Source organism: Amycolatopsis sp. lyj-109, assembly GCF_046548995.1.
In the GTDB taxonomy this organism is placed as follows: domain Bacteria; phylum Actinomycetota; class Actinomycetes; order Mycobacteriales; family Pseudonocardiaceae; genus Amycolatopsis.
In genome coordinates this window covers 181,368-201,770 of record NZ_JAJPWR010000003.1, presented here as the reverse complement: position 1 = coordinate 201,770, position 20,403 = coordinate 181,368, and the positions used below count along the sequence as shown (strand labels likewise).

Annotated in this window: 16 protein-coding genes; 8 read left to right on the top strand and 8 right to left on the bottom strand. The window is 72.6% G+C overall.

Annotated features, from left to right (window positions below; translation table 11 throughout):
• Positions 1-258: 258 nt before the first annotated feature.
• Both ACLJQF_RS08300 and ACLJQF_RS08295 read right to left on the bottom strand, forming a co-directional pair.
• Positions 259-1,275, bottom strand: a complete 1,017-nt coding sequence (locus ACLJQF_RS08300) for a glycoside hydrolase family 19 protein (protein WP_410607923.1) — start codon at positions 1,273-1,275, stop codon at positions 259-261.
• 317 nt (positions 1,276-1,592) lie between these two features.
• Positions 1,593-1,841 (bottom strand): hypothetical protein, encoded by a 249-nt coding sequence (locus ACLJQF_RS08295; protein ID WP_410607636.1) that lies wholly within the window; start codon positions 1,839-1,841, stop codon positions 1,593-1,595.
• Between the two features lie 298 nt (positions 1,842-2,139).
• Between ACLJQF_RS08295 and ACLJQF_RS08290 the strand changes: the two genes are divergently transcribed.
• Positions 2,140-2,331 (top strand): zf-HC2 domain-containing protein, encoded by a 192-nt coding sequence (locus ACLJQF_RS08290; protein ID WP_410607635.1) that lies wholly within the window; start codon positions 2,140-2,142, stop codon positions 2,329-2,331.
• A 25-nt stretch (positions 2,332-2,356) separates the two neighbouring features.
• Here the strand turns inward: ACLJQF_RS08290 and ACLJQF_RS08285 are convergent, their stop codons facing one another.
• Positions 2,357-3,304, bottom strand: coding sequence for an Lrp/AsnC family transcriptional regulator (locus ACLJQF_RS08285; protein WP_410607634.1), 948 nt, complete (start codon positions 3,302-3,304; stop codon positions 2,357-2,359).
• A 109-nt stretch (positions 3,305-3,413) separates the two neighbouring features.
• Between ACLJQF_RS08285 and ACLJQF_RS08280 the strand changes: the two genes are divergently transcribed.
• The gene (locus ACLJQF_RS08280) at positions 3,414-4,748 is read left to right on the top strand and encodes an MFS transporter (protein WP_410607633.1); all 1,335 of its coding nucleotides are present in this window, start codon (positions 3,414-3,416) and stop codon (positions 4,746-4,748) included.
• A 71-nt stretch (positions 4,749-4,819) separates the two neighbouring features.
• Here ACLJQF_RS08280 and ACLJQF_RS08275 read toward each other — a convergent pair whose 3' ends face one another.
• From ACLJQF_RS08275 to ACLJQF_RS08265, 3 genes are read right to left on the bottom strand one after another with little or no spacing between them, the layout of a single operon-like run.
• Positions 4,820-5,227, bottom strand: coding sequence for a hypothetical protein (locus tag ACLJQF_RS08275; RefSeq protein WP_410607632.1), 408 nt, complete (start codon positions 5,225-5,227; stop codon positions 4,820-4,822).
• Positions 5,228-5,270: 43 nt separating this feature from the next.
• Positions 5,271-6,140 (bottom strand): oxidoreductase, encoded by an 870-nt coding sequence (locus ACLJQF_RS08270; RefSeq protein ID WP_410607631.1) that lies wholly within the window; start codon positions 6,138-6,140, stop codon positions 5,271-5,273.
• A 54-nt stretch (positions 6,141-6,194) separates the two neighbouring features.
• Positions 6,195-7,373, bottom strand: coding sequence for a glycoside hydrolase family 3 N-terminal domain-containing protein (locus tag ACLJQF_RS08265; protein WP_410607630.1), 1,179 nt, complete (start codon positions 7,371-7,373; stop codon positions 6,195-6,197).
• 154 nt (positions 7,374-7,527) lie between these two features.
• Between ACLJQF_RS08265 and ACLJQF_RS08260 the strand changes: the two genes are divergently transcribed.
• From ACLJQF_RS08260 to ACLJQF_RS08235, 6 genes are all read left to right on the top strand, one after another.
• Positions 7,528-8,106, top strand: a complete 579-nt coding sequence (locus tag ACLJQF_RS08260) for a response regulator transcription factor (RefSeq protein ID WP_410607629.1) — start codon at positions 7,528-7,530, stop codon at positions 8,104-8,106.
• 9 nt (positions 8,107-8,115) lie between these two features.
• Positions 8,116-9,372 (top strand): extracellular solute-binding protein, encoded by a 1,257-nt coding sequence (locus ACLJQF_RS08255; protein WP_410607628.1) that lies wholly within the window; start codon positions 8,116-8,118, stop codon positions 9,370-9,372.
• A 6-nt stretch (positions 9,373-9,378) separates the two neighbouring features.
• Positions 9,379-10,284, top strand: coding sequence for a carbohydrate ABC transporter permease (locus tag ACLJQF_RS08250; protein WP_410607627.1), 906 nt, complete (start codon positions 9,379-9,381; stop codon positions 10,282-10,284).
• Positions 10,281-11,105, top strand: coding sequence for a carbohydrate ABC transporter permease (locus ACLJQF_RS08245; RefSeq protein WP_410607626.1), 825 nt, complete (start codon positions 10,281-10,283; stop codon positions 11,103-11,105). Before ACLJQF_RS08250 ends, ACLJQF_RS08245 begins: the two co-directional genes overlap by 4 nt.
• A complete protein-coding gene (locus ACLJQF_RS08240) occupies positions 11,102-12,442 on the top strand; it encodes a GH1 family beta-glucosidase (RefSeq protein WP_410607625.1) in 1,341 nt (446 codons plus the stop codon). The genes ACLJQF_RS08245 and ACLJQF_RS08240 overlap by 4 nt, the downstream gene beginning before the upstream one ends.
• Before the next feature lie 100 nt (positions 12,443-12,542).
• Entirely contained in the window at positions 12,543-13,028 is a 486-nt protein-coding gene (locus ACLJQF_RS08235; protein WP_410607624.1) for a hypothetical protein, read from the top strand.
• Between the two features lie 96 nt (positions 13,029-13,124).
• Here ACLJQF_RS08235 and ACLJQF_RS08230 read toward each other — a convergent pair whose 3' ends face one another.
• Both ACLJQF_RS08230 and ACLJQF_RS08225 read right to left on the bottom strand, forming a co-directional pair.
• Positions 13,125-16,760, bottom strand: coding sequence for a BTAD domain-containing putative transcriptional regulator (locus ACLJQF_RS08230; RefSeq protein WP_410607623.1), 3,636 nt, complete (start codon positions 16,758-16,760; stop codon positions 13,125-13,127).
• Positions 16,761-17,134: 374 nt separating this feature from the next.
• Positions 17,135-20,398, bottom strand: a complete 3,264-nt coding sequence (locus ACLJQF_RS08225) for a BTAD domain-containing putative transcriptional regulator (protein WP_410607622.1) — start codon at positions 20,396-20,398, stop codon at positions 17,135-17,137.
• Positions 20,399-20,403: the final 5 nt, after the last annotated feature.

The window sequence follows — 20,403 nt, the reverse complement described above, 5'->3', positions numbered from 1 at the left end:
TGCAGGGCGAGATCTTTGCCCGGTGCGGCCGAAGATGGCCGGCCAGGACAATCCTGGACGCCGGTCTGCCGGTCTGCCGCAGCTGGTCGTGAGTGGTAATTCGGGTTAGAACCCGAATTACCACTCACGACCAGCCGCGGCAGACCACCCGACTACCGCGTCCGACGACTTCGCCAACCGCACCCTCCGACGTCCCGAATGAGTCATTCGCGGCACTGGGCGAGCGGGCGGGCGGGGCGAACCCGCCCACCCACCGGCTCAGCAGTACAGGTTGGCGCCGGGGTCGACGCCGAGGACCGACGCGATCTGGCGGTACTTCGAGACGCGGCTCTCGACCTGGGCCGGGTTGCCGCCGTTGCATTCGATGGAGCCGTTGATGCTGCGGATGGTCTCCCCGAACCCGCGGCCGTTGACCATCGCGTTGTGCGGGGTCATGGAGCCCGGGCCGCTCTGGGTGTTCCAGTACCAGAGCCCGGTCTTCCAGGCGACGGCCGAGTTCTGCTCGACCTGCCAGGGGTTGCCGAGCAGGTCGATGCCGAGCGCGTCGCCGGCGGCCTTGTAGTTGAAGTTCCAGCTCAGCTGGATCGGGCCGCGGCCGTAGTAGGCGGACTGGCCGGCCGGGCAGCCGTAGGGCTGGTTCCAGTCGCAGTAGTGCGGGTAGTTCGCGGTGTTCTGCTCGACGATGTAGACGAGCCCGCCGGTTTCGTGGTTGACGTTGGCGAGGAACGCGGCGGCTTCCTGCTTCTTGACGGTGTCACTGCCGGTGCCGGCGAAGCCGGGGTAGGCCGAGAGGGCCGCGGTGAGGCCGCTGTAGCTGTAGAAGGAGTTCCGGCCCGGGAAGATCTGGTTGAACTGGGCCTCGCTCACCACGAACGCGCCGGGGTTGCCGGGATCGGTGCCGCCGCCGCAGCTGTAGGGCTCCCAGTACCAGGTGCTGATGACCGGGTCGTAGCCCGGGTTGGCGTTCTTGGCGCGGTAGTAGCCGCCGTTGGTGTAGCGCACGATCGCGCCGACGTCGTACCACTGCCCGGGCACCCAGTTCGGGTAGCTGCAGGTGGTGCCGCCACCGCCGTCACAGCTGTAGGGCTCCCAGTACCAGGTGCTGATCACGGGGTCGTAGCCCGGGTTGGCGTTCTTGGCGCGGTAGTAGCCGCCGTTGGTGTACCGCACGACGGCGCCGACGTCGTACCACTGCCCGGCGACCCAGTTCGGCGCACTGCAGGCGGCGGCCGCCGCCTGCGATGCCTGCCCGGTGACGGCGGGCACGCCGAACAGGAGCCCGGCAACGGCGGCAACAGCGGACAGGACCGCGACAAGGCGTCTTCTCAAGGCTCGCTCACTCCTTCGGCCACGACAGAACCCGGGCGCACAGGCGCCCGCCGTCGAAGGTGGGGGTAGCTCATCCGGCCGAGACGAACGTGACACCGGTCACTAGAGCAGATTGGTCTAGTCCAGTCAAGATTGCGCGGGTGTCCCGGGCAAGGGTTGTGCGCGAACGTGCCCTGTCGTCGAAATCGTCGACGATCACTGCGGTGAAGTACTGGTCGCGGGGCGGGCAACGCGGCACCGAAGCCGCGTGCCCGCCCGGCACGTCACCGCGCCAGCGGGATCCTCAGCTGCGCGGCCGGGGCGAGCTGCAGGATGCGCTGCAGCCTCGCCCGGCCCAGCCGGTGGAGCATCTCCCCGAGCTCCTCCGGCGCGATGCTCCCGGCGAGGTCGATCCGCGTCGTCCGGACGACGCGCTCGATCTCCGAGGCGGGGAGCCGCCCCGCGAACTCCCCGGCCAGCCACACCCCGACCTCGTCCACGACGTCGTCCGCCCGGTGGCTCCGTACGGTCATCGCTCTCCTCGTTTCGGATCGCCTTCTTGCCCAGGTCGAAGCCGGGAAATCCCGGTCCGACGCCAGTCCGACGAGCGAGCCCGGGAGCCATGACGCCGAATCGGCGAAGTTGGTGGCACAAAAGCTTTCCGTGTTCGGCCGGGTGAAATGCGTGACCATGGCTGTCACTCACATGGGCTGTTTGCCGCCCGAAGTTGTCGGCCGTTCGGGTAGAAATCCGCGGAAGTTTGCCGATGACGCGTCCGGCTCAGGACTCTGGAGGCATCGGATAGGGCGGGCGTTCCCTGCGGAACGCGGAATGGAGACGCGATCCATGGGCCGGTACGACCGGACCGACCTCGGGGCGTACAGCCTGGGGTTGCTCGACGCCGCCGAGACGGCCCGGGTCGAGCGGCACCTCACGGCGTGCCCGGACTGCCGCCAGGAGGCCCGGGAGTTCGAAGCCGTCCGCGGCCTGCTCGACCACCTGGTCGAGGTGAAGTCCACTTAGGACCCTGGCGACCCGGGGCGACCGCTCAGCGCGAGGCAGCCGCCTTGACCGTCCGCAACACCGGCGCCGTCTCCAGCGTCCGGATGGCGTCCAGCGCCCCCAGCCGGTGGATCAGGTAGTGGTGCAGGGCGGCCGCGTCCGGGCAGAGTGCCAGCGCGACCAGGTTCGCCGGCCCGGTCGTCGCGGCCACGAGGGCCAGCTCCGGGTGGGTCGCCAGCGTCCGCGCCACCCGATCGAGCTGGGCCGGCGCCACCGCCATCCACAGCAGCGCCTGCGTCGTCGCACCCAGGGGCTCCGGGTCGATCTCCAGGTCGAAGAACACCGTGCCGCCCGCCTGGAGGCCGGCCAGCCGGCGCGCGACGGTCGCCGCCGACCACCCGGTGGCCGCCGCCAGATCGGCCAGGCCCGTGCGGCCGTCGCGCTGCAGTGCCGCCATCAGGGCGGCGTCGTCGCTGGTCAGCGGCTTGCCTGGCTCGGTGTGGTGCGGGGTCAGCGCCGCGATCTGGGCCGCGTCGAGGGCGTTGGCCCGGCCCAGCCACGCCGTCGGGCCGCCGAAGTAGCGGTGCAGCAGCTGGTGCGCCGAGACGGCCGTGATGCTCGCCGTGCGCGGGATGTCCCGCAGCAGCAGCGCGTGGTCGCTCGCCGATGGCAGGTGCACGTTCACGCAGATCTCCGTGCCGCCCGACATCAGCTTGATCCACGCCGTGTCGGCGCGGCGCGCCAGCGCCTGGGCGAGGTCCTGTGCCGTCTGCGGGGTCGCCGTCAGGCGGACCATCCACTCGGCCTGGCCGGCCCGCTGCGGATCCGGCAGGCCGACGACGCGAAGCGACGCCTCGGCCCGCAGCCGGCGGTAGCGCCGCGCCACCGTCTGCGTCGAGACGCCGAGGACGTCGCCGATCTTGGTGAACGGTGCCCGCCCGTCGATGTGCAGCGCGTGGATCAACGCGCGGTCGACGGCGTCCAGGGTGGTCATATTCCTCATTCAAGCGCACGGCATGGAAGAAATCCGCCAAGTACAGGTGAGGGCTGGAACGAAAGGGCGCGTCAAGGTCAAGGTGGGCGCCGAACGAAAGGAGGCACCCATGCCCACCGAGACGCGTCACCGGCGGCGCTGGGCCGCGCTCGCCGTGCTGCTCGTCGCCGAGGCCATGAACCTGCTCGACGCCACGATCGTGCAGGTCGCCGGCCCCGCCATCCACGCCGATCTCCCCGGTCCGGCCGCCGGCATCCCGTGGTTCAGCGCGGCCTACACGCTGCCCTTCGCCGCCTTCCTCATCACCGGCGGCCGGCTCGGCGACATCCTCGGCCGGGCGAAGGTGTTCAAGCTCGGCGTGGCGGGCTTCGTGCTCGCGTCGCTCGTCTGCGCGGCCGCCCAGGACGCCGGACTCCTGATCGGGGCGCGCGCGGTGCAGGGCGCAGCGGCCGCGCTGATCATCCCGCAGACCATCGGCCTCATCCGCGCCCTCTTCGACGGCGGCGAACTCGCGAAGGCCCTGGGCACGATCGGCCCGGTGATGGGCCTGTCCGCGGTCACCGGGCCGCTGCTCGGCGGGCTGCTGACGCAGGCGATCTCCTGGCGGGCGGTGTTCCTCGTGAACGTCCCGCTCGGGCTCGCGGTGCTCTTCGCCGCGCGGCTGCTGCGGGAGGACCGGGCCGCCATCCGGCCCCGGCTCGATCTCGCCGGTACCGCGCTCGTCGTCGCCGGGGCCGGGCTGCTCGTCTACCCGCTGATCGACCCGGCGGGGACGAACCGGGGCCTGCTCGCGGCCGGGGCCGCGCTGCTGGTCGTCTTCGGCTTCCAGCAGCGCCGCGCGGCCGCGCCGCTGGTCGAGCCGAGCCTGTTCGCCCACCGCGGGTTCCCCGCCGCGCTGGCCGGCTCGCTGCTGTTCTTCGCGGCGATGACCGGCCTGATGCAGCTCGTGCCGATGCAGCTCCAGCTCGGGCTGGGCGCCGACGTCCGCACCGCGGGCCTGACGCTGCTGCCGCTCTCGGCCGGGCTCGCGGTGTCGTCGTACCTCGCCGGTGCCCGGCTGGTGCCGAAGTTCGGCTCACGCGTGATGTTCGCCGGACTGGCCCTCCTGCTGACCGGGGTCCTCGCCATGGACGCCGGCGGGGTGCCCGCGTACCCGTGGGCGCTGGCGCTGTGCGGGCTCGGGATGGGGACGTTCACGGTGCCGTTCTTCACCGCGGCCCTGCACCGGGTCCGGCCGCACGAGACGGGCTCGGCCGCCGGGCTGCTCAACGCCGTGCAGCAGCTCGGCGGCACCCTCGGCGTCGCCCTCCTCGGCGGGCTCTACCTCGGCACCGGCACGGCGGCCGCGGCGCTCGGCCTGGCTGGCGCGCTCGCCGTGGCCGCCGCGGTCGCGGTGGTGCCGCTCAGCCGCACGAGGGTCCGGCCGCGCGTCGAAACGTCTTGAATGACTCATTCAGGACCTCCGAGGTCCTGAATGAGTCATTCAAGACACCGCACCAGCCGAGAGCCGGACACTCAGTAGTCGTCGCGGCCGGTGAACTGCTGCTCCAGCAGTTCGGCCGCGCCGGCGACCAGCTCCAGCGGGTCGATGAACTCGTTGATGTCGAGGTTGACCAGCGGCAGCGAGTGGCGGAGCACGATGTGTTCGCCCATCACCGCGAGCCCGCCCACCACGATCGCCTCGCCGACCTCGGTCAGCACCTCGAGGAGGTCGACCTGCTCGTGCCGGGCGAACGGCGTGGCGATCTGCACCCAGTCCTCGCGCTGGTCGAGGATCTCGCGGGCGATCACGACGATCTGGGCCCGCTGTTCGGTGTCGGGGTCGTCGCCGAACACGAGGCGGATGCGCAGCTCGTCGGGCTCGTCGCGCACCACCCGGTACGCCTGCCTGATGTACGCGACCAGATCGCCCCACTCCGCCACGGTGACTCCGTTCTCGTGCCTGTCCGAGCGCTCAGCGTAGCGATCAGGCGGTGCCGATCCGGTCCAGATCGGCGAGAACGCCGGCGGGCAGTTCGAGGTCGGCGGCGGCGAGGTTCTCCCGCAGGTGCCCGGGCGAGGACGTCCCGGGGATCAGCAGCATCGACGGCGACCGGTGCAGCAGCCAGGCGAGCGCGACCTGCATCGGCGTGGCGCCGAGCCGGGCGGCGCAGTCGTCGAGCAGGCCCGACTGCAGCGGGCTGAACCCGCCGAGCGGGAAGTAGGGCACGAAGGCGATCCCCTCGGCGGCGCACTTGTCGACGAGGTCGTCGTTCTCCCGGTGGGCCAGGTTGTACTGGTTCTGCACGCAGACGACGGGCGCGATCGCCTTCGCCTCGTCGAGCTGCCCGGCGCTGACGTGGCTGACGCCGAGGTGCCGGATCAGTCCCTGTTCCCGCAGCTCGGCGAGCACGCCGAACGGTTCGGCGAGCGACATCGGCACGGGGTAGTCGCCGGCGGCGTTGCTGAGCCGCAGGTTGACGACGTCGAGCGCGTCGACGCCGAGGTTCCGCAGGTTGTCGTGCACGGCCTCGGTGAGGTCGGCGGCCGACAGCGCGGGCGGCCACCCCTTGTCCGCGCTCCGCCGCGCCCCCACCTTCGTCACGATGACGAGCGACTCGGGGTAGGGGTGCAGGGCTTCCTTGATCAGGGCGTTCACGGTGTGGGGGCCGTAGTAGTCACTGGTGTCGAGGTGGGTGACCCCGCGCTCGACGGCTTCCCGCAGCACGGCGACGGCGGTGTCGTGGTCCTTCGGCGGCCCCCACACACCGGGTCCGGCCAGCTGCATGGCGCCGTAACCCATCCGGGTCACCGGAAGTTCGCCACCGAGGGTGAAGGTGCCGCCGAGTTCCGCCATGCCGCTCCTCGCTCCGGGTGCCGTTGCGGGGAAGTCTAGGCCCGGCCGCGGAAATCAGCAGATTCCCTTGCCCCGCAACACCCGCGTCACCGATTCCTGCACCTGCGCCTTCGGCAGTTCCCCGCTCTGCACGGCCTTCACCAGCCGGTCCAGCACCTGGTCCACCCGGCCCCCGGACGACCACAACGCCTGGTCCGCGCCGGCTTGAAGGGCCTTCAGCACCGCCTCCGGCAGCGGGTACTGCGCGGTGATCGCCTTCATCGCCCCGAGGTCGTCGGTCACCACCGGGCCGGTGAACGCGAACTCGCCGCGCAGCATCCGGTACGCGGCCGGCGACAGGGAGGCCGGGACGCCGTCGGTCAGGTCCGGCACGTCGAGGTGGCCGACCATCACCGCGACCGGCCCGTAGTCGGCGATACCCCGGTACGGCACCAGGTCGACCGCGCGCAGCTTGTCCAGCGGCGGCGTGACGACCGTGCCCTTGTGGGAGTCGCCCGAGCCGTGGCCGTGGCCGGGGAAGTGCTTCAGCACCGGCTGGATCCCCGCGTCGCGCAGTCCCGCCGCGAACGCCTTCGCGTACGTCTTCACCTTGACCGGGTCCGGGCTGAACGACCGGTCGCCGATGACGTCGTCGTCCGGGGCGCCGGTGACGTCGGTGTCCGGGGCGAAGTCCACCGTCACCCCGCGGGCGCGCAGCTGGCGGCCCCGCTCGGCGGCCAGCGCGCGAACCTCGTCCGGGGACTTCGTCCCGGCCATCGTCCGGGCCGAGGGCCGGTCGCCGTCGAGGTCGTCGATGCGCTGGACGCGGCCGCCTTCCTCGTCGACCGATACCGCGACCGGCACCCGCGCCACGGCCTGCACCGCGGCCAGTGAGCGGTCTTTCAACAACGCTGTTGCGTTACCCCCGATGAAGATCCCGCCGACCTGGTGGTCGCGCACCAGGGACACCGTCGCCGCCGGGTTGTCGCCGGAGACGCCCACGACGACCAGCTGCGCGACCTGGGCGCGGACGTCGAGCCCGGCCGCCGGCGACGCGCAGTCGTCCGGCCGCGCGAGCCGGGACGTGGGCGCGGCCGGAGCGGGCGGCGCGGCCGCGGGCGGCGGAACCGGCCGGCCGGAGGTCAGGGGCACCGCCAGACCGGACACGATCCGCGGTTGCAGGCCCACGACCAGCAGACATCCGGCCACGATGGAGAACGCCACCCCGAGGGCGGCAAGACGTCGGCGGTTCATCGGTCCCTTCACTCATTTGGTGTGTGCCGCCGACCGTAGTCGACGACCAAACTTCACGGCGTGAAGAATGGCTCCGCCGTCGTTAGAGAATTCGTGAAGGCGCCCTCAGCACACTGGCCGCAGTCAGGATTCGACGTGGGCGGAGGAGGGGTCGATGGACCAGGTTCGAGTGGCGGCGTGGGCGTCCGACCCGATCGCCCTGACCGGGCTGATCAAGCACCTGAAGGCCCGCCCCGAGCTGCTGGTCCTGCCGCGCGCCCGCCGGGGCGAGGCGGCGGTGCTGGTGTTCGCCGTCGGGGAGGTCGACCGCGAGGCCGTCACCGCGCTGCGGGCCGCGGCCGCCGAGTCGCCCGCCGCGATCGTGCTGGTGGCCGGGCACGTCGACCCCGCGCACGTCGGCCTGCTCGCCGACTGCCACGTCTCCGCCGTGCTGCCGCGGACTGCCCTCGACCGGCTCACCGCGAACGTGCTCGCCGCGGCGCGGGGCCGCTCGTCGTCCCTGCGCGCGCAGGTCGAGGCGCTTTCCGGCGAAGGTGGCCGGGCGGCACTCACGCCGCGCGAGGTGGATGTGCTTCGCCTGATGGCCGAAGGCTGGGACACTGCCGAGATCGCGGGCAAGCTCTGCTACTCGGAGCGGACCGTGAAGAACGTCATCTACGCCATGACCAACCGGCTCAACCTGCGCAACCGGCCGCACGCGGTCGCCTACGCCGTGCGGGCCGGTGTGATCTGAGGAAGCCTGTTGCGAACGATCGCCCGCCGGACCGCCATCGTGGTCGCCGCGTTGATCCCGCTCGCCGCCTGCGGTCCGGGTGACGCCGGGGAGAAGACGAAGCTCACCATCGCGACCTTCGGTGAGTTCGGCTACGCGCCCCTGATCGCGGAGTACGAGAAGCTGCACCCGGACATCACGGTGCAGAACCGCGTCACCGACTTCGACACCCACCACAAGGGGCTCGCGACGCAGCTCGCCACCGGGCACGGTGCCGCCGACGTCGTCGCGATCGAAGAGCAGTACATGCCGCAGTACCGGAAGGTGAAGGACAAGTTCGCCGACCTCGCCGGGTACGGCGCCGGCGAGCTCGAAAAGCAGTGGGTGCCGTGGAAGTGGGCGCAGGGCACCGACGGCGCCTTCGTGCTGGGCCTCGGCACGGACATGGGCAGCCTCGCCCTCTGCTACCGGCGTGACCTGTTCCAGAACGCGGGCCTGCCGACCGACCGCGAAGAGGTCGCGAAGCTGATCCCGGACTGGAACGCCTACGCCGCCACCGCCGAGCGGTTCGCGAGCAGGACACCGGACGTGAAGTTCACCGACTCCGCCGGGACGGTCTACACGGCGATGCTCAACCAGTCGCCGGAGAACTACTTCGCCCGGCGCGACGACTCCTTCATCGCCGACCGCAACCCGAGCGTGCGCGCGGCTTTCTTCCTCTCCGGCGGCCTCGCCGCAAAGGGGCGGACCGCGGCGGCGACCACGTTCACCCAGGCGTGGAACGTGGCGATCAAGCAGGGTTCCTTCGCCACCGTCGCGTGTCCCGCGTGGATGCTCAGCCAGATCAAGGAAGCCGGCGGGGACGCCAACCGCGGCAAGTGGGACGTCACCACCGTGCCCGGCAGGAGCGGCAACCAGGGCGGCTCGTTCCTGACCGTGCCGAAGCAGGGCACGCACCAGAAGGAGGCGTACGAGCTCGCCCGCTGGCTGACCGCGCCGGAGCAGCAGAAGAAGCTCTTCCTCTCCGACGGCATCCTGCCCAGCGAGCCCGCGGTGTACGAGGATCCGCAGGTCGTCGCGCACACCGACGCGTACTTCGGCGACGCACCGACCGGGCGGATCTTCGCTGCCTCGGCCGACCAGCTGCGCCCCAACTACCGCGGCCTGCGCGACGCCGACGTCCGGCCGGAGTTCGGCCGCGCCCTCGGGCGGATCGAAGAACGGACCGACACCGTCGAGCAAGCCTGGACGAAAGCCGTCCAGCAGGCCCAAGCCGCCCTGAAGTAGCCGCGCGTGCAGCACCGGCTCGCCCGTTGGGACCGCACGGTCACGCCGCTGCTGTTCGTCGCGCCCTTCTTCGCCCTGTTCGTCGTCTTCGGCGCCTTCCCGCTGCTGTACACGGCGTGGGTTTCGCTGCACGACTGGAACCTGCTCGAAGGCGACCAGGGCGGCTTCGGCGTCGCCAACTACGGCGACCTGCTCACGGATCCGCACTTCTACAACGCGCTCGCCAACACGGTCTCCATCTTCCTGCTCGCCGCGGTGCCGGAATTCCTGCTGGCCCTGGGCATCGCGGCGCTGCTCGACCGGCCGCTGCGGGCCGCGACCTGGTGGCGCACCGGCGTCCTGCTGCCGAACGTCGTGTCCGTCGTCGCCGTCGGGCTGGTCTTCGGGCAGCTGTTCAGCCGCGACTACGGCGTCGTCAACGAGGTCCTCGGCTGGTTCGGCGTCGAGCCGGTCAACTGGCGGGCATCCACCTGGACTTCGCACTTCGCGGTGGCGAGCATGGTGCTCTGGCGCTGGACCGGCTACAACGCCCTGATCTACCTGGCCGCGATGCAGGCCGTCCCCGGCGACCTGTACGAGGCCGCCGAGCTCGACGGCGCCTCGCGGTGGCGGACGTTCTGGTCGATCACCGTCCCCGGCATCCGGCCCGCGCTGGCCTTCACCGCCATCGCCGGCACGGTCAACGGCCTGCAGCTGTTCGCCGAGCCGCAGCTGTTCGACGCCGGCGGCTCGGCCGGCACCGGCGGCAACGACCGGCAGTTCCAGACGCTGGTCATGTATCTGTACGAGAAGGGGTTCACGCACCTGGACGCCGGCTACGCGGCCGCGTTGACCTGGGTGATGTTCGTGATCTGCGCGCTGTTCGCGCTGGTCAACTACCGGCTGGTGCGCCGGTTCGTGAGGTCGGCGTGACGGCGCGCCGCCGACCGGGCGGCTGGGTGTACGCCGTGCTGACCGGGGTGCTCGGCGCGTCGGTGTTCCCGCTGTACTGGTCGTTCGTCGTGGCCACGCGCGACAACGCCGCGATCGGGGAGACGTCGCCGCTGCTGCTGCCGGGCGGGAACCTGGCCGAAAACGTGCGGCGCGTCTTCGACACCGTCGACTTCTGGCTGGCCATCGGGAACTCGCTGATCGTCGCGGGCACCGTCATGGTGTCCAACGTGGTGCTGGCGAGCCTGGCCGGATTCGCCTTCGCGCGGCTGCGGTTCCCCGGCCGCAACACGCTGTTCCTGCTGGTCGTCGGCTCGGCGATGGTGCCGGCCCAGCTCGGCGTCATCCCGCTGTACCTCGTCGTCGGCGACCTCGGCTGGTACGGGCGGCTCGAAGCGGTGATCGTGCCGGCGCTGGTCAGCGCCTTCAGCGTGTTCTGGATGCGCCAGGCGTGCGAGAACGCGATCAGCCCGGACCTCGTCGACGCCGCGACCGTCGACGGCTGCTCGATCCTGCGCACCTACTGGCACGTGGCCGTGCCCGCCCTGCGCGCGCCGGCCGCGGTGCTCGCGATGCTCAGCTTCATGGCCACCTGGAACGACTACTTCTGGCCGCTGGTGGTCCTCGACCCCAACGAGACGCCGACCGTGCAGGTCGCGCTGTCGCAGCTGGCCAGCGGCTACTACACCGACTACGCGCTGATGCTCACCGGCGCGACCCTCGCCGTCGTGCCGGTCATCGCGCTGTTCCTGTTGCTGGGCCGCCACCTCGTGCGGGGCATCTTCAAAGGGGCACCGGTATGACCTTCCCGGCGGGTTTCCGGTGGGGCGCGGCGACCGCGTCCTACCAGGTCGAGGGCGCGGTGTCCGAGGGCGGCCGCGGACCGTCCATCTGGGACACCTTCGCGGCCACCGAAGGCAAGGTGCTCGGCGGCGCGACCGGCGCCGTCGCCTGCGACCACTACCACCGCTACCCCGAGGACGTCGGCCTGCTCGCCGACCTGGGCCTGAACGCCTACCGGTTCTCGGTCGCCTGGCCGCGGGTGATGCCGGACGGCCGGACGACGTCCGCGGCCGGGCTCGCCTTCTACGACCGGCTGGTCGACGAGCTGCTCGGCCACGCCGTCGAGCCGGTGCTGACCCTCTACCACTGGGACCTCCCGCAGGCGCTCGAAGACGCGGGCGGCTGGCCGGAGCGTGACACGGCCTTCCGGTTCGCCGAGTACGCCGCCGTGGTCCACGACGCACTGGGTGACCGCGTGCGCCAGTGGACCACGATCAACGAGCCGTTCTGCGCGGCCTTCCTCGGTTACGGCAGCGGCGTGCACGCTCCCGGCGTCCAGGACCACGACACGGCGCTGGTCGCGGCCCACCACCTGCTGCTCGGGCACGGCCTGGCGACCCGCGCGCTTGCCGGGCCGGGCCACGAGTTCTCGCTGGCGTTGAACTTCGCCCCGGCGATCCCGGACGGCAGCACCCCGGCCCACCTCGAAGCGGCCCGGAAGTTCGACGGCATCCACAACCGGTTCTTCCTGGACCCGGTGCTCGGCCGCGGCTACCCGGAAGACGTCGTGGCCGCCGCCGGCCGGTTCGCGGAGTGCGTCCGCGACGGCGACACCGACCTCATCGCGGCCCCGATCGACTGGCTGGGCGTGAACTACTACGCACCGGCCCGCGTCACACCGCTCGAAGATCCGGAGGCGCCGAGCAACTGCCCGCTGCCGACGTTGCGCGGCTTGGACGTCCTGCCGGCCCCGCCACCGCTGACGGCGTTCGGCTGGGAGCAGTCCCCTTCGACGCTCACTTCACTGCTGGCGTGGATTTCCACCCGGTCCGGTGGCTTGCCGCTGGTGGTCGCGGAAAACGGAGCGTCCTTTGTGGACACCGTGGTCGACGGCCGCGTGTACGACGCAGCTCGGGTGAACTACTTCATGGAGCACCTGCGGGCGGTCCGCGACGCGCTTGATCTCGGGGTCGACGTCCGCGGGTATTTCGCGTGGTCGTTGCTGGACAACTTCGAGTGGGCGATGGGCTACACGCAGCGGTTCGGCCTGATTCACGTCGACTTCGAGACCCAGCGGCGGACGGTCAAGGAGTCCGGCCGCTACCTCGGCCGGGTCGCCAAGGCCAACTCGCTGTGATTCGTGATCCCGATCGCTTTTCGCCGGGTCGGTCCACCGAACTTGATCTCCGTCCCGAATGTCAGTACGGTCCGGTTCACGCAAACCTAGGGGGATTGTAGTGAGGATTCGACAGCGCCGGATCGCGGCGGTCATCGGAATCGTGGTGGGCTTCCTGGCCGCCGGTGTCCTGCCGGCGCAGGCAGCGCCCGCCAACAGTGCCGGCAGCGCGCTCCCGGGCGTGGGAGGTGGCGCCGCCAAATCCGCGTCGGTCGCGGCCGCGGAACCGTCGACGTCGCCGGCTCCGGCCCGGCGTGTCTGGGTCTCGATCGGCGAGGTGCACGACTGCCCGGTCGGCTACGCCTGTGCCACTCCGAGCTGGGGGGCCAACGGTGGCTGGGAGTTCCAGTTCTACAACTACGGCACGTATTCGCTGAGCAACTTCACCGGCAACTCGGGCTCCATCAACAACAGCCAAACCGGAAACGCGGGCATGCGGATTCTTGACCAGAACGGCAAGCTGATCCGTTGCCAGTGGGCGGGGACAGCCGACTCCGTCAACTGGGATCCGGTCTGGTACATCCAGCTGTCGCCCACGCCCTGCTGACACTGGCCACGGCACTCGCAGCAGCTCGGTGAGCACCGACCCGGCCGGGTCGGTGCTCACCGCATTTTCCGGCAGTTCCCTGAACCGCAACCCCGGTCAGCCGGACACGCGCCGGCGGACGGCGTCGGCGACGCCCGAACGTGACGGCGTCTCCAGCTTGCCCAGCAGCCGCGCCACGTGGGCCTGGACCGTCCGGCGCGGCAGGGACAGCTCCGCCGCGATGTCCGGGTTGGACCGGCCCTCCGCGACCAGGCCGGCGATCCGGACCTCGATCGGCGTCAGCGACTCCCAGCCGTGGCCCAGCCGGATCGGGGAGAACAGGGCACCCCGGCGGACGCCGAGGCGGCGCAGCCGGGTCTCCGCGCGCCGCAGGTCCCAGCGGGCCGCCAATGTCGTGTACAGCTCGGCGGTCTCCTCGAACGCCGCGTGCGCCGCGTCCAGCCGGCCCGCGCGGGCCAGCAGCACGGCCGCGTCCTCCAGCGCCGAGGCCAGCTCGGGGCGGCGGCCGACCGCGCGGAAGTGTTCGGCCGTGGCCAGCACCGGGGCCGGGTCCTCCTCGATCAGCCCGCGGCACCACGACGCCGCCGCGTGCGCTCGCGCCGGACGTCGCTCCTTCGCGGCTTCTTCCTCGCACACCGCCAGAGCGCGCCGGGCGCGGCCGACGTCGTCCTGCTCCATCGCCAGCCGCACGAACGCCGGCAGCCACTGGTGCCGCAGCATCATCTGCGCGTACGTCGGGTTCAGGATCGGCTCCAGCACCGCGAGCGCGCGGACGCGGTCGCCGCGCTGCTCGGCGGCGAGGGCGTCGGCGACCAGCAGGAAGTCGAAGCTCTCGCGCTCGGCGCCGGTCGCCGGTGCGTACTCCTCCGCCGCGTCGAGGTGGGCCGCGGCCTGGGCCCGGTCGTCGCGGCGGCCCGCGATCAGGGCCGCGACGCCGTGCAGCAGCAGCGCCGCCGGGCCCGGTTCGCGCAGGCCGTAGAACGTGATCGCCGGGCCGTCCTCGATGACCGTGTCCAGCTCGACCAAGGCCTCGTCCCAGCGGCCTTCCCAGTACCGGTGCACCGCGGCGGACACCTGCAGCCCGACCGGCAGCGCGTGCCGCGCCGCGACTTCGCCCGCCGCGCGCAGGGCATCGCCCGCCTCGGCCAGCCGGTCGAGGTTCTGCAGCGTGAAGACGCGGTTGTCGAGCAGGTCGAGGTGCAGGTCGGCCAGCTCGTGCTCGTCGCCGACCGCCTCGATCGCCGCGTCGATGTGGGTGAGCGCGCGGTCGTGCTCGCGGCGCACCGAATCGACCAGCCACAACGACTGCAGCGCGTGCGCGGTCAGGTAGCGGTCGCCGCCGGCGAGCGCCTTCGTCTCGTGCGCCGTCTGCTCCGCGGTGTCCAAATCGGACAGACTGCCGCGGCGGAAGTTCGCCAGCAGCTGCCGGTGCTTGACCCGCCAGAGCTCCGGCACGGCCGGGTCGTCCACCCACGCGGCGAGCGTCGCGACGGCGCCCTCGGTGTCCCCGCGGCGGTGCCGCAGCGCCGCGAGCACGTGCCGCATCTCCTCGACGGCGTCCGGGTCGGTGGCGACGTCGAGTGCCTGCCGCGCCAGGGTTTCCGGGCTGCGCTCCAGCCGGAACAGCACCTTGACCAGCGCGATCAGCAGCGTCTCCCGGCGCGGATCGGTGCCGGTGCACGCGGCCAGCGCGCGTTCGAGGAGTTCGACGGCGATCAGCGGCGCCCGGGTCGACACGACGGCGTGGTGCGCGGCGAGCCAATCCAGCACCCATTCATCCACTGTGGCCGGTGCCGCCACCAGCTGCTCGGCGACGCGCTTCACCGGCGCGCCGATGCCGGCGAGCGCCTCGGCGGCCTGCCGGTGCAGCGCCGCCCGCGTCCCGGCCAGCAGCCGGTCGTACAGCGCCTGGCGCAGCAGGGGGTGGCGGAACGCGAGCTGCGTCCCGGTGTCGATGAGCACGTTCGCCGCGACGGCCTCTTCGAGCGGCGCCAGCAGGTCGGACGGCCGGGTGCCGAGCACCGCCGCGACGTCGCCGACGGCGAACTCCATGCCGAGCAGCGCGCCCCAACGCAGGACCTCCTGCGTCCGCGCGGTGAGGAAGTCCAGCCGCCGGTCGACCGCGGCGACCAGTGACCGCGGTGCCTCGAACTCCGCCGGGTCGTCGACGTCGGCCTGGCCGCCACTCACCTCCACCGCACCGGCCCGGCGGAGGACGTCGACCATTTCCTTGACGTACAACGGGTTTCCGGCACCACGGGCGGCCAGCTCGCGCAGCCCCGGCCCGGGCGGCGCCCCGAGCTGGTCCTCGATCAGCCGGCCGACGTCCTCGCCGGTCAGCGGCCCGAGGTCGAGGACGACCCCGTCCCGCGCCTGGACACCGCGGCGCAGCTGGGCGAGCTCGGCGCGGTCCGGCGCCGGGCGGGTGGCGGCCACCAGCAGCAGCGGCAGCTGCCGGGTTGCCGCGCAGAGCCGGTGCCAGACCAGCACGGAAGCCTCGTCGGCCCACTGCAGGTCGTCGAGCACCAGTACCTGCGGCGACTGCGCGCACAGCTCGTCGACCAGGGCCAGCAGCCGGTCGACGGCGCCGAGCACCGGGTCGGCCGGGCCCCAGCTGCGCCGCGCCGGGCCCTCGCCGGCGAGCTCCTTGGCCACCCGCGCGCGCCGCGGGTCGGGGGAGTGCGCGTCGATCGCCAGGCACTCCAGCACGACCTGCAGCGGGAACCGGGTGCTCAGCTCGTCGGCGGCGGCCCGGAGCCGCTGGAAGCCGGGGCCGTCCGGTAGCGAGGAGGTGAGCAGCGCGGACTTGCCGATCCCGGCGTCCCCTTCGATCCAGACGGCCCGGCCCCGCCCGGCGCGGACGTCGGCGACGAGCTCGCCGAGTTTCCTCGTTTCGGCTTCCCGCCCGAACAGCCGGTGCCCGGTGACGACGACCGGCGGCGCGGGCGCGTCGAGGACCGGGTCCTGGGCGAGGACCTGCCGTTGCAGCTGTTGCAGCGCGGGGCCGGGTTCGACGCCGAGTTCCGCGACGAGCGTGGCCCGGGCGTCGCGGAAGACGTCGAGGGCGTCGGCGGGCCGCCCGCTGCGGTAGAGGGCGAGCATGAGCGACTCCCGCAGCGACTCCCGCAGCGGGTGTTCGCCGGCCAGCACGGCCAGCTCCGGCGCGAGGTCGACGTGCCCGCCGAGGGCGAGCACCGCCTCGGCACGCCGTTCGAGCGTGTTCAGCCGGAGTTCGGCGAGGTATTCGCGGTGCCGTTCGGCGAACCCGCCGGGGACGCCGGAGAGGGCTTCGCCCTGCCAGAGCGCGAGAGCGTCGTCCAGTTCGGCGACGGCCGCCCGCGGATCGCCCTGCTCGAGGTGCCGCTGCGCGCGTTCGCGATGCCGTTCGAACAGGGCGGCGTCGAGCGCGTCGTCGTCGAGGATCAGCGAGTAGCCGGCGGGATCCGAGACCAGCACGCTGGCCGCGGACCAGCGCGAACGGTCCGGTTCGAGGGCGCGGCGCAGCCCGGAGACGTAGGTGTGGACGCTGCCTTCGACACTCGCGGGCGCGGAATCGCCCCAGACGCCGGCGATCAGTTCGGCACGGGGAACCGGGCGGCCGGCGTTGACGGCGAGCACCGCGAAGATGGCACGCTGACGGGCGGGGCCGAGGCCGATTTCGGCCGCCCCGCGCCAGGCCCGCAGCGGGCCGAGCACGCCCACCCGCAGGCCGGCGTCCGCATCCCCTGGCATGTCGTTGCCGTCCCCTCTGGGGCGTGCGCCCCAGACCCCATCCCCCAGGGACATCTCGGTACCGACTTCTCCGGTGACCTTACCGACGTGCCAACCCCTCGTAAGGTTGCGCACCCAGGCACCCCAGGGATGCCGTCGGCGAATTCAGCGGCCAACTCGCCCGGGTTCTCCGGTGTGTTGGCCGTTGCGGTCGCTGAGTTGGCCGTTCCGGTCGGCATGTTGGCCGTTCCGGTCGGCAATCGCCAACAGCGTCCCCAAGCGGCGGTGGGGGCAGGGGAGGTGCACCGAAGGCCACATTGGTTGCGTCTCGCGCACCGAAGGCCGCCTTGGGTGCGTCAGACGCACCGAAGGCCGCCTTGGGGCGCTTGGGGCGGTCAGCTTCCGGCGGTGGCTCGCGGCCTCGTCGCGGGCGCCCGCCGGATGCCGAACGGCCCCATCCGGGACTCGGCGCGCCGCACGTCCCACACCGCGCCCATCTCCGTGTACACCGTCAACGCGCCCCGGAACGCCGTGCGCGCCTCCGCCAGCTCGCCCGACTCCGCCAGCAGGATCGCCGCGTCCTCGGTCGCCTTCGCGTGCTTCAGCGCCCGCCCGGCCGCCCGGTAGTGCCCGGCCGCCGTCAGGACCGGCCCGGGGTCTCCGGTCGCCAGGCCGCGGCAGTGCGCGGCCGCCGCCGCGTGCGCCGGTGGGACCTCTCCCTCGGGCTCGAGCAGGCGCAACGCCTCCCGCATCCGCGGCCGGTCGTCGAGCAGCAACGTGAGCCGCACCAGGTCGGGCAGCCACTGGTGGCGGGCCGCCGGTGGGTAGGTGTCCTCCAGCAACGGCAGCAACGCCGTCAGCGCCGCCTCCGGCCGGCCTTCCTGCTCGGCCAGCAGTGCCCGCGCCGCCAGCAGGAAGTCGCCGCCGTCCGGCTCGAGGCCCGGTGGCCACTGCTGCCGGTCGGCCGCGTCGAGGTGCGTCCGCGCCTGGCCCGGTTCGCCGCGGTGCCCCGCGATCAGCGCGCCGACGCCGTGGACCAGCAACGCCGAACCCGGGCTGCGCAGGACGTAGGACGCGGTCTCGGCGCCGTCGCGGATCACCGCGTCCAGCTCCGCCAACGCCTCACGCCAGCGGCCCAGCCAGTAGTAGTGCACGGCGCCGGCCAGGTGCATCTCGCCGGGCACCGCGCGCGTCGCGGCGATCCGGCGGGCGGCGTCGAGGGGCTCGGCGGCGTCGTCGAGGCTGTCGAGCTTCGGCACGGCCAGCGCCGCGTCGTCCAGCGGGTGCAGCCCGGCCGGCGCCAGCGCCGTCTCTTCGCCGAGTTTCTCCAGCGTGGCCAGCAGCGACTCGTGCCGTCCGCGCCACATCTCCGGGACGTCGGCGTCGTCGAGCGTCCGCTTGAGCTCGGCCGTCGCCTCGGAGAAGTCGCCGCGGCGGTAGTAGACGTAGGCCAGGATCCAGCGCATCTCGGCCGCCCGCCTGCTGTCGGACGTCCGCGCGACGACCGAGCGAGCCTCGGCTTCGGGCTCCCGGCCGAGCCAGAACAGCAGCCGGGCCAGGGTCGCGGTCAGCGTCTCCCGCGCGTCCGGCGGCAGCGTGCCCTGGGTGATGGCGTGGCGCAGCAGGTCCACCGCGACCCGCGGGGTCTCGGTGGCGACCGTCCCGATGTGCTCCAGCAGCCACCCGGTGACCCACGGGTCCACCTGCGCGGGCGCGGCGGCCAGCTGCTCGGCGACGCGTTCGGCGGGCGCACCGGCGGCGGCGAAGGCCTCGGCCAGCTGCCGGTGCAGCGCGACCCGCATCGCGGCGGGCGTCTTTTCGTAGAGCACGCGGCGCACCAGCGGGTGCCGGAACGCCAGCCGGTCGCCCGATTCGACGAGCACCCCGGACGTGATCGCCTCGTCGACCGCGCCGACCAGCGCCGTCGGCGGGCGCTCGGTGGCGACGGCGATGTCCGCCGGCGAGAACTCGCGGCCCAGCAGCGCGGCCCAGCGCAGCGTGTCGCGGGTGCCGCTGGACAGGAAGCTCAGGTACTGGGTGATCCGCGAGCCCAGCGGCGGCGGGATCGTCTGGCGCGAATTGCCGTCCAGGTGCGCGTGGACGCCGTCGAGCACGATCATCGACTGCGCGAGCAGCGTCTCGACGATTTCCCGGACGTAGCGCGGGTTTCCGGCCGCGTAGGAGACCAGCAGCTGCAGGCCGGGCCCGGGTGGCGCGCCGGCCAGCTCGGTGGTCAGCTCGCGCGTGGCGTCCTCGGCCAGCGGCGGCAGGACCAGGACGGTGATGTCATCGTTGTCAAGCAGGTCTTCCAGCGCGCCGGGCCGGGGTACCGGACGGCACGCGCCGACGAGCAGCAACGGCAGCCGCCGCGTCTCCCGGCTGAGGTAGCGCCAGACGCTCAGCGTGGCGTCGTCGGCCCACTGCAGGTCGTCTACCACGAGCACGAGCGGGGCCTCCGCGCACAGCTCGCGGACCAGCCCGAGCACGTCGTCGACGGGATCCTCGCCGGGCCGCTCGCCGGGCCGCTCGGCGAGCCGCGCGGCCAGTGCGGCCAGGCGGGGGTCGGTGGCGCGCGGGTGCACGCCCAGCGCGTCGAGCAACGGCCGCAGGGCGAACCGCTGGTCCAGCGCGTCCGCGGCGGCGAACGCCGGCTGAAAATCCTGTGCCGCGGCAACGACTTCGGCGAGCAGCGCGGTCCGGCCGCTGCCCGGCTCGCCTTCCAGCCACACCGACCGCCCCACCCCGGCGCCGAGATCGACGACGGCTTCGTGCAGCCGGTCGAGTTCCGCTTCCCGGCCGACGAAGATCTCCGCCCGCCCCGGCAACGCCGTGGCCGGCACCCGCGGCACCGCCGGAACGGGCGGCGGCTGCGGTTCCGGTGCCGCGGTGGGCTTCGCCAGCAGCTCGTCGTGCAGCCGCCGCAGGACCGGGCCGGGTTCGGTGCCCGAGGACTCGACGAGCCGGTCGCGGACGTCGGCGTAGACCGCGATCGCCTCGGTCCGCCGTCCGGCCCCGGCCAGGGCACGCATGAGCAGCCCGCGCAACGCCTCGCGGAACGGGTGTTCGCGGGTCAGCGCGGTCAGTTCGGCGACGAGTTCGGCGTGGCCGCCCGATTCCAGCACGACTTCGGCGCGCCGCTCGACGGTCGTGAGCCGCACTTCGGTCAGCCGGGCGCGCTGCGCGGCGGCGAACGGCCCGGGCAGGCCGGACAGCGGGACGCCGTGCCAGAGCGCCAAAGCTTCGTCGAAAGTTTCGCGTGCCCCGCGGAGATCACCGGCGGCGTGCCGGCGCTGCGCCTGCTCGCGCAGGGCCTCGAACCGGTGGACGTCGATCGCGTCGGCGGCCAGGCGCAGCGAATAGCCGGACCCGATCGACGCGAGCAGTTGCGGGCCCTCGCCCTTGGCCCGGCCGGGTTCCAGCGCGCGGCGCAGCCCGGAGACGTAGGTGTAGATGGAGCCCTGCGCGCTCTGCGGCGGCGCGTCACCCCAGACGGCGTCGATCAGCTCTTCGCGCGAAACCGTGCGATCCGGGTGCATCGCCAGTGCGGCGAGGACCGTCCGCCGGTGCGCGGAGCCGAGGTCGAGTTCCGTTTCGCCCTGCCAGGCCTTGAGCGGACCCAGCAGCTGGAGTCTCGGTGCGGAGCCGTCCGCGGCCGACATCGGTC

What these genes read in the sequence shown, in the direction of transcription:
- ACLJQF_RS08260 (WP_410607629.1), top strand. Translation starts at nt 7,528, where the DNA reads ATGGACCAGGTTCGAGTGGCGGCGTGGGCGTCCGACCCGATCGCCCTG.
- ACLJQF_RS08270 (WP_410607631.1), bottom strand. Translation starts at nt 6,140, where the DNA reads ATGGCGGAACTCGGCGGCACCTTCACCCTCGGTGGCGAACTTCCGGTG.
- ACLJQF_RS08295 (WP_410607636.1), bottom strand. Translation starts at nt 1,841, where the DNA reads ATGACCGTACGGAGCCACCGGGCGGACGACGTCGTGGACGAGGTCGGG.
- ACLJQF_RS08230 (WP_410607623.1), bottom strand. Translation starts at nt 16,760, where the DNA reads ATGCCAGGGGATGCGGACGCCGGCCTGCGGGTGGGCGTGCTCGGCCCG.
- ACLJQF_RS08240 (WP_410607625.1), top strand. Translation starts at nt 11,102, where the DNA reads ATGACCTTCCCGGCGGGTTTCCGGTGGGGCGCGGCGACCGCGTCCTAC.
- ACLJQF_RS08280 (WP_410607633.1), top strand. Translation starts at nt 3,414, where the DNA reads ATGCCCACCGAGACGCGTCACCGGCGGCGCTGGGCCGCGCTCGCCGTG.
- ACLJQF_RS08225 (WP_410607622.1), bottom strand. Translation starts at nt 20,398, where the DNA reads ATGTCGGCCGCGGACGGCTCCGCACCGAGACTCCAGCTGCTGGGTCCG.
- ACLJQF_RS08290 (WP_410607635.1), top strand. Translation starts at nt 2,140, where the DNA reads ATGGAGACGCGATCCATGGGCCGGTACGACCGGACCGACCTCGGGGCG.
- ACLJQF_RS08285 (WP_410607634.1), bottom strand. Translation starts at nt 3,304, where the DNA reads ATGACCACCCTGGACGCCGTCGACCGCGCGTTGATCCACGCGCTGCAC.
- ACLJQF_RS08265 (WP_410607630.1), bottom strand. Translation starts at nt 7,373, where the DNA reads ATGAACCGCCGACGTCTTGCCGCCCTCGGGGTGGCGTTCTCCATCGTG.